Raw genomic sequence first — 8,699 nt, forward strand, 5'->3', positions numbered from 1 at the left:
ACCCATGGCCAAGCCGTTGCTCGACATGTCCGCCGCGCGCGTCTTTTTCGACGGCATCTTCACCAATCCGCGCGTCGCGCACCCGGAGGGCGTTGCGGTCCACCGTGACGGATCGATCTGGTGCGGCACCGAAACCGGCGACCTGCTGCGGCTCGCCGCCGATGGCGGTTCGGTCGAGCGCATGGGTGGCACGGACGGCTTTCTGCTTGGCATCGCCTTCGACAGCGCGGGGAACTGCTTTGCCTGCGATCTCAGGCATGCCGCGATCTTCCGCTGGGACGCCGCGACAGGCCGGATGGAGCGCTTCGCGTCGTCCGGCATCCGTGTGCCGAATTATCCCATAGTCGATGAGGCAAGGGGCTGGCTCTACGTGTCCGACAGCGTTGGCGAGGATCATCGCTCGGGCATCTTCCGCTACCACCTTGAGACGGGCGAGGGCGGCCTGTGGTGCCGGGAGGCCATGTCGTTCGCCAACGGCATGGCCATGGCGCCGGAGGGGAGCGGCCTCTATGTCGTGGAAAGCGATGCAGCCTGCATCAGCCATGTGCCGATCCAAGCCGACGGCACGGCAGGGCCGCGAAAAGTCGTCGTCGATGGCGTGCACAACGTTCCCGACGGCGTCGCCTTCGCGCCGGACGGCTCGCTGTTCATCTCGTGCTACGAGCCAAGCCGCATCTATCGCTGGCGTGTCGACAAAGGTCTCGAAGTGCTGATCGAGGACCCGGCGGCAACCATGCTGGCGCACCCCACCAACATCGCCTTCAAGGGCGACAAACTCTACACGGCAAATCTTGGCCGCTGGCATGTCACCGAGATTGATCTGGCGGCTCTTCGAGAGACAAACAGCTGAGTTGCGGCATCATGCCATGGCCATCATTGCCCGGCTAAGCAACGGTGCTTTCCTCGCCGGCTTTTTTGACCTTGCGCCGCAGTTCCGCCTCGATGCGTTCGATGCTCATCGGCGTGGTGTCGACATATTTCTCGAAGACCAGCTTGCGACAGAGCGGGCGCGGCGATGCCTCGACGGTGGCCAACAATTTCATCGTGCTGGCACGCAAATTCCCGAGTTCGACCGTGTAGTGCTGACCAGCGCTCTCTTCACGCGTTGCCGACGTCCCAGGGGAGCGACTCTCGCGCCGCCAGGACCAGCCATCGGTGCAGGGCCGTGGCGTACCAAAAGGACAATGCTCTTTGACGACCTTCCCCTTCACTGAAGCCACTCCAATCCAGTTTCAAGCGCCGCTGCCGAAGACGTCGGATGTCGTGATTGTCGGCGGCGGCATCATCGGCGTGACCGCGGCCTTGTTCCTGGCGCGGCGCAACATACCGGTGACTTTGCTGGAGAAGGGGCGCATCGCCGCCGAGCAGTCCTCGCGCAACTGGGGCTGGATACGCCAGCAGGGCCGCGATGCGGACGAACTGCCCATCGTCATCGAAGCGCAGCGTCTCTGGCGGCAACTGGCCGAGGAGACCGGCGAGGACATAGGCTTGACGCAGACGGGCGTTACCTACCTTGCGCGCACCGACAAGGAAATGGCCGGTTTCGCCAAGTTCCTGAAGATCGCCGAAGCTCACGGCGTCGACACACGTCTTCTCGACCAGGGTGAGACCGCGAGGCTGATTCCGACCATGTCGCGCTCCTTCAAGGGCGCCATGACCACGCCGTCGGACATGCGTGCCGAGCCCTGGGTCGCTGTGCCGGCGCTTGCCCGCCTGGCCGCTCGCCAGGGTGTCACCATCATCGAGAACTGTGCCGCGCGCATGCTTGATATCTCCGCCGGGCGCGTCAGTGGCGTCTGGACCGAACGAGGCCGCGTTGCCACGTCGAACGTGCTTGTCGCCAGCGGCGCGTGGACATCGCTGTTCCTGCGCGCGCACGGAGTTTCGATCCCGCAGCTCAGTGTCAGAACGACCGTCGTGGCGACCGCGCCTATGCCGGAAATCTACGCGGGCGCCGCCGCGGACGAACACATCGCGTTCCGGCGTAGAAAGGATGGCGGGTATACGCTGGCGGCGGGAGGCAGCCATCTGCTCTATGTAGGGCCGGACGCTTTTCGCCACGCACCGAAATATCTGCCCGCCCTGAAGGCAAGTCCGTTCGGCACGCGCTACCGGCCGGCGGCACCCCGTGCCTATCCGGACGCCTGGTCGACCCCACGCAAATGGGATGCGGACAAGGAAAGCCCGTTCGAAAGGATGCGCGTTCTCAATCCTGCTCCCGAGGCCAGGGCCCTTCGCGCCATCGACGCCGGCTTCAGGAGCCTCTTCCCGCAATTCGACGCGGTGCCGCTCAAGGCCAGATGGGCCGGCATGATCGATGCGATGCCGGACGTCGTGCCTGTTGTCGACCGCGCGGCCGCGCTTCCCGGCCTGGCCATTGCGACAGGAATGAGCGGTCACGGCTTCGGCATAGGCCCTGGGATTGGCCGTATCCTGTCCGATTTGATTCAGGGCAACCAGACAGGGCACAACCTTCACCGGTTCCGTCTGTCCCGGTTCAGCGACGGCAGTCCCATCCATCTGGGACCTTCCCTTTAGACGTCGCTTGCCCTGAGCCCCAGGATCCCCGACACGCTGGCTGACCCTGACGAACCGCACGATCTGTTCGGCATGGCTCTACACGCTGAGCGCGCGACCGGCATGCCCACCGCCTGTGCGGGGGGCTGCATGATCGCGATCAGCTTTCCCTCGGGAAAAATATCTCGTCGCGGCTGCAACGAAAGGCTGATCGTGCCTTTCCAGAATCTGAAGTCGATGAGACTTGGGGGCATTGACGGCGCCTCCGGTCGCGGAAAGGCGCCTGCCATGTTGGACCCCTATCCATCCGAGCTTTCCTCCGCCAACAGCAGGGCGTCGGCATTGGACGCGCCATGGTCACCAAGCCGAACTCGTTGTCCTACACGAGCCGACCTCCGCGCTCGACCCGACGGCGCGTGCTGTCAAGAAGGTGGAAGGGGCACTTGGGCGGATTGATATCCTGATCAACGACACCGGCATCCACACCACTTCCATGGTGGCCGAATGAGCGCCGCCATGTGGCCAGAAGCTCACCGACGATGCAGTGTCGATGTTCATCAAGCTCATGGGTAGGCTGTTATCGCAGCCGATAAGCAGCGTCGCTGGGCATGTGATCGAGGACAACGAGGCGTAAGCTTGAGGCTTGTCACTGAGTCTTCATTGAATTTCCCGTTGACGCACGGCACCGGTAGAGTTAAGGATTTGCTAATATAAGGTGCTGCTAATATTTTTCATCGGTTACGATGAGTTGCGGCGCTACTGGGGCGGGAGGTACGAAGCGCGGCTTTTATAGTCGTCGCAGCCATTATTATTTAGCCACGCTCGTCCGTGTACCGCCATCGGCTGGCCGCTCAGGGCCGGATTGAATGGTTGCGCGCGGTTCGCGTGGCGCTCTGATCCTTCTTCTCCCGCAAAAAATTGGGCGCCGCACGCCTTTCGGCATGGGGTAGTTAGCCGCCTTGCGCGGCCAACATGCCAATCCCGGCGGCTTACGTGTCCGGGATGTGCAAGGAAAGCTGCGACTGTGCAGTTCAGTAAGGCGTCGGTCTGCAAATGATGGGCAAGGCAACGTTTCGATCGCAGCAGGCAAAGATCAAGCTTTTCGGCTTGATCCTCATCGCATGCGTCGTCAGTTTCTTTCTCCTGGGTTCCGGCCGGCATACATCGCCGGGCTCGATGCTCGGCGCGGTGGCGATAGCGAGTTTCGGTTGCCTGGCCATATTCCGCGCTCGCGGCGACGCCGTACGAAATGCCATCGGCGACGCACATCATCCGACCGTGGCACGTGGCAAGCCGTCGGCGAGACCGATCGGCCAGCGGCCGGCCGGCTCCGCTCGCTCGGAGCTCTCCGCGGCGCTTGCCAGGTGCCGGTCGGCCTTCCTTGCGGTCGGCTTGTTCAGCGGCATGCTCAATTTGCTGATGCTCGCAGGCTCGCTCTACATGCTCGAGGTCTATGACCGCGTGCTGCCGAGCCGCAGCCTGCCGACGCTCGTCGGCATTTCGATACTGCTCATCATCCTTTACTGCGGGCAGGGCTTTCTCGATTTCGTGCGCGCGCGGGTTCTGGTTAGGATCGGCGGCGCTCTCGACGAGGCTCTTGGTCACCGTGTGTATACGTCGATGCTGAGACTGCCGCTGAAGGCTGGGCGCGAGGGTGACAGCCTGCAGCCGATGCGGGATCTCGATAGCGTGCGCGGCTTCTTGTCCGGCATGGGTCCAACGGCGCTGTTCGACCTTCCATGGATGCCGATCTATCTGATCATCATCTTAATGTTCCACTGGGTGCTTGGCGTGACGGCGCTGTTTGGGGCGATCGTTTTGGTCTTGCTGACCCTGCTCGCAGAGCGGTTGACGCGAAAACCGGTGTCTTCCGCAACCTTGAGCGGGAACCGGCGTAGCGGGCTGATTACGGCCGGCAGCCGCAATGCGGAAGTCGTCGCCGCCATGGGCATGGCTGGCGGGCTTGCCGCACGTTGGGAAGATGCCAACCTCGAATACATTGCCGACCAGCGCAAGGTGAGCGACGTTGCCGGCAGTTTCGGCGCGGTCTCGAAAGTACTGCGCATGCTGCTGCAGTCATCCATGCTCGGCATTGGCGCATGGCTGGTTATCGAGGAGCAGGCGACGGCGGGCGTCATCATCGCCGCTTCCATCATCAGCGGCCGCGCACTGGCGCCGGTCGATCTCGCGATCGCCAATTGGAAGGGGTTCGTCGGCGCGCGCCAGGGCTGGCAACGGCTGAGCCGGGTGCTTGCGGCTATGCCCGCCGAAGCCGAAGCGATGCTGCTGCCGGCGCCAAACGCCAATGTCATGATGCACGGCGCCGCCATCGTGGCCCCGGGAACCCAGCGGCTGCTGGTGCAGGATGCCAGCTTCGCCATGGAGGCCGGCCACGGGCTGGGTATCATCGGCCCAAGCGGCTCGGGGAAGTCGACCTTAGTCAGGGCTCTCGTCGGGGCCTGGCAGCCCGTAAGCGGTCGCGTCAAGCTGGACGGCGCCGATCTCGACCAGTGGTCGTCACAAGAGCGTGGCCGCCATATCGGCTACCTGCCGCAGGATGTGGAACTGTTCGCCGGCACCGTGGCCGAAAATATCGCCCGCTTCGAGCCGGACGCCGATGCGGATGCAATCATCGCCGCGGCCAAGGCCGCGGGCGCGCACGAACTGATCGTGGGGTTCCGTCAGGGCTACGAGACTGAGATCGGCGAGCATGGCGAGGCGCTTTCGGCCGGACAGCGCCAGCGTATTGCGCTCGCCCGCGCGCTCTATCGCGATCCGTTCCTCGTGGTGCTCGACGAGCCGAATTCCAACCTCGACATGGATGGCGAGCAGGCATTGATCCGGGCCATGCTTGGCGTTCGCGAACGCGGCGGCGTGGTTGTCATCGTCGCCCATCGTCCGAACGTGCTGACGGCGGTCGATTTTGTCCTGGCGATGAATCAGGGGCGCATCCACGACTTCGGACCGAAGGACGAGGTCTTCGCCAAGATGTTCCCGACGCTGCGGCCCGTACCGGCCGCCGGTCCAACGCTGAGGGTGGCCGCGGAATCCGGCGCCCCGGCTGTCGCTAACGGAACTGAGGGAGGGAACTGACATGACTCCGTCGGGCGCCTCGCATGCGTCGATCCGCTTCTACACGAGGCTTGGGCTCGGAGCCGTGCTACTGCTCGGCGGAGGCGTCGGCGGCTGGGCCTCGGTCACCGAGATTGCCGGCGCGGTCATCGCCCCCGGCACGCTCGTCGTCGATTCTCACGTCAAGAACGTTCAGCATGCGACCGGTGGCATCATTGCCGAGATCGATGCCCGCGACGGCGACCGCGTCAAGGCCGGCGACCTTTTGCTTCGCCTCGACCGCACCATGCCGGCCGCCAATCTCGCGGTGGTGAGCAAGGCGCTCGACCAGCTCACGGCGCGTAAGGCCCGTCTCGATTCGGAGCGCCGCGGCAGCGACGCCATCATCTTCCCGAATGATCTTCTGGATCGCGTCGCTGATCCCGACGTCGCCGAGGCGGTGGCTGGCGAGAAGCAGCATTTCGAGACCCGACGCATGTCCCGCGCCGGTCAGAAAAGCCAGCTCGGGGAACGCATCGCCCAACTCGAGAAGGAGATCGCCGGCGACGTCGCACAGGCGGATGCCAAGAGCAAGGAGATCGAGCTGGAGCAAAAGGAGCTCGCTTCGGTGCGCGCGCTTTGGGCCAAGAAGCTCATTTCCATCGATCGCCTGACCTCGGCCGAGCGCGAAGCCACGCGCCTCGACGGCGAACGCGGCCAGCTCGTTGCCGCGCAGGCGCAGGCTCAAGGAAAGATCGCGGAGATCAAGCTGCAGATCATCCAGATCGACCTTGACCTCAGCACCGAAGTGAACAGCGACCTGCGCGACATCGACGGCAAGATGGGCGAGCTCTTGGAGCGCAAGGTCGCCGCCGAGGACCAGTTGAAGCGGGTCGACGTTCGCGCGCCGCAGAACGGCGTCGTACAACAGTCGCTCGCCTATACGATCGGCGGCGTGATTCAGGCCGGCCAGACGATCATGCAGGTCGTGCCGGACAATGACAGCCTTGCCGTGGAAGCCAGGATCGCGCCCAGCGACATCGACAAGTTATGGGTCGGCCAGTCGGCCTCGCTGCGCTTTTCCGCATTCAGCACCCGCACGACGCCGCAGATCGACGGCGTGGTCGAGCGGACCTCGCCCGACATCGCAACCGATCAGCGCACCGGTGTCAGCTACTACACCGTGCGCATCAGGACGACCGCCGCCCAGGTTGCGCGCCTCGGCGAGGTCAAGCTGGTGCCCGGCATGCCGGTGGAATCCTTCATCAAGACCGAGGACCGTTCGGTGATGTCCTACCTCGTGAAGCCGTTGCAGGACCAGATCACCAGAGCCTTCAGACAGTAAAAAACCCGCCTCAGGCGGGAAATGAAAATAGAAACGACGATAAGTAACCGCACCCGACGGTGCCGCATTCAAAGTTAAGGGGAAAAATCATGGCCTCTAGCGATATTACGGACAATCTGACGACTGATCTGCTTGCGACATCAGATCCCACCACGACGGGAAGCACCGATCCCGTTCCGCCACTTGCAGTCTCGCTCGATCATGCGGATGCGGACTACGTGCCCGGCGAGACGGTGGGGATCACGACCACCGATATCGCGGACGGCGGCACGTTCACGTTCCAGGTCGCCCACATCGCCGCAGGCGCTGATGGGATCCTCGGCACCGCGGATGATGTGCTCGCCTACGATCTCACCGGAACCGGTACGCCCTGGACCGTCACCGACGGTGGCGTCGGCGACCTGGATGGGATCGTCAACGGCTCGGTCAAGACCTCATGGTATGTCAATGCCGACGCGGCGAACCAGGCCTTCGTGCTGACCGCGACCGACGCTGCCTCCGGCGCCTCGGCAACGGCGAACTTTACCGATGCGCTGCCGCCTAACCCGCCACCCAACGATCTGACCTTTGAAAACACCGTAACGATTAACGGTGCACTCTTTTCGTCCTCGAACCTCGTCATCGGTGCCGGAACGGGTCTGCTTGCTCCTTTCTCCCAAGTCCAGGCTCATGGAAACGGCACTACGGAGCAGGGATATAATACGGATTTTAACGATTTCGTCCTGGATAATGCCGGAAAGGGCGGCACCAACTTCATTCATTCACTGAATATTTCCGACATTCCGATTCAATTCGTAGATGGTGTCGGCTACTATCGGTTTGATCTTGACATCAATCAGGCCAACAAAGGCGTCGCTCAGAACCTTTCATTGGATACACTTCAGATCTGGCAGGCACCTACCGCTGATTTGCATGATTACGATCCCGGAGCGACCCCGGAACAGGGTACGGGCGGCTTCCCGGGGGCCGACAACGCTTCGCTGATCTACAATATGGATAGCGGCGGCGATACGTTTGTTGGGTTGAACGGCCAGCTCCAGCCGGGTAGCGGCAACACCACCGACATGTCGCTGCTGGTTCCGGTCGCCGATTTCAATGCGAGCCAGCCTTATATCTATCTCTATTCTGCGTTCGGCTATCAAGCCGGCGGCTATCAAGGGCCAAACGAATCGGAGCCGAGCACTTGGGCGGCTAATTCCGGTTTCGAGGAATGGAACCGCCAGATCGGCCAGGTGATCGATGGCCACAAGTTCAACGACCTGAACACCGACCATATTTGGGAGGCCGGGGAGCCGGCTCTCAGCGGCTGGACGATCTATCTCGATGCCAACAACAACAACCACCTGGATGCGGGCGAGCCGTTTGCGGTCACCGACGCGAACGGGTATTATAAATTCACCGTCACGCCCGGCACCTACACGATCCGCGAGGTGCCGCAAGCGGGATGGACGCAGGATGCGCCGAACACCCCAGAGGGCGAGTACACCGTCACTTTGGCAGCGGGGCAGTCCAGCCACAACAACGACTTCGGGAATTTCCAGCTGTTCTCGATCTCGGGCCACAAATACACCGACATCACCGGCAACGGCCTGTCGGCCGACGATACCCCGCTGGCCAACGTGACGATCTTCATCGACAAGAACGGCAACGGGGCCAACGACGACGGCGCGGCCAACCAGACCGTGACCGCCGCCGACGGCAGCTGGTCATTCGGCGGGCTTGACGCCAGCTATGCCGGCAAGAAGGTCTATGAAGTCCTGCCGAACGGCTATGTGCAGACGGTCGG

The 8,699-nt window shown here is 62.9% G+C and carries 6 protein-coding genes; 5 read left to right on the forward strand and 1 reads right to left on the reverse strand.

Going from position 1 to position 8,699, the window contains the following annotated elements; all coding sequences use genetic code 11:
• Positions 1 to 4: 4 nt before the first annotated feature.
• Positions 5 to 850, forward strand: a complete 846-nt coding sequence (locus FJ958_RS26285) for an SMP-30/gluconolactonase/LRE family protein (protein WP_140747282.1) — start codon at positions 5 to 7, stop codon at positions 848 to 850.
• A 34-nt stretch (positions 851 to 884) separates the two neighbouring features.
• Here the strand turns inward: FJ958_RS26285 and FJ958_RS26290 are convergent, their stop codons facing one another.
• Positions 885 to 1,211, reverse strand: coding sequence for a hypothetical protein (locus FJ958_RS26290; RefSeq protein WP_140747284.1), 327 nt, complete (start codon positions 1,209 to 1,211; stop codon positions 885 to 887).
• Here FJ958_RS26290 and FJ958_RS26295 point away from each other — a divergent pair.
• From FJ958_RS26295 to FJ958_RS26310, 4 genes are all read left to right on the forward strand, one after another.
• Entirely contained in the window at positions 1,192 to 2,538 is a 1,347-nt protein-coding gene (locus FJ958_RS26295; RefSeq protein ID WP_140747287.1) for an FAD-binding oxidoreductase, read from the forward strand. The two genes, FJ958_RS26290 and FJ958_RS26295, sit on opposite strands and share 20 nt — an antisense overlap.
• 1,032 nt (positions 2,539 to 3,570) lie before the next feature.
• Positions 3,571 to 5,610, forward strand: a complete 2,040-nt coding sequence (locus FJ958_RS26300) for a type I secretion system permease/ATPase (RefSeq protein WP_246679767.1) — start codon at positions 3,571 to 3,573, stop codon at positions 5,608 to 5,610.
• 1 nt (position 5,611) lies between these two features.
• Positions 5,612 to 6,913, forward strand: a complete 1,302-nt coding sequence (locus tag FJ958_RS26305) for an HlyD family type I secretion periplasmic adaptor subunit (RefSeq protein WP_140747290.1) — start codon at positions 5,612 to 5,614, stop codon at positions 6,911 to 6,913.
• Between the two features lie 89 nt (positions 6,914 to 7,002).
• A partial coding sequence (locus tag FJ958_RS26310; protein ID WP_210243481.1) for an SdrD B-like domain-containing protein occupies positions 7,003 to 8,699 on the forward strand: 1,697 nt, incomplete at its 3' end.

Origin of the sequence: Mesorhizobium sp. B2-3-5, assembly GCF_006442395.1 — a bacterium.
Classification (GTDB): Bacteria; Pseudomonadota; Alphaproteobacteria; order Rhizobiales; family Rhizobiaceae; genus Mesorhizobium.

Coding starts and splice junctions, on each gene's coding strand:
- FJ958_RS26300 (WP_246679767.1), top strand. CDS start 3,571: ATGATGGGCAAGGCAACGTTTCGATCGCAGCAGGCAAAGATCAAGCTT.
- FJ958_RS26285 (WP_140747282.1), top strand. CDS start 5: ATGGCCAAGCCGTTGCTCGACATGTCCGCCGCGCGCGTCTTTTTCGAC.
- FJ958_RS26305 (WP_140747290.1), top strand. CDS start 5,612: ATGACTCCGTCGGGCGCCTCGCATGCGTCGATCCGCTTCTACACGAGG.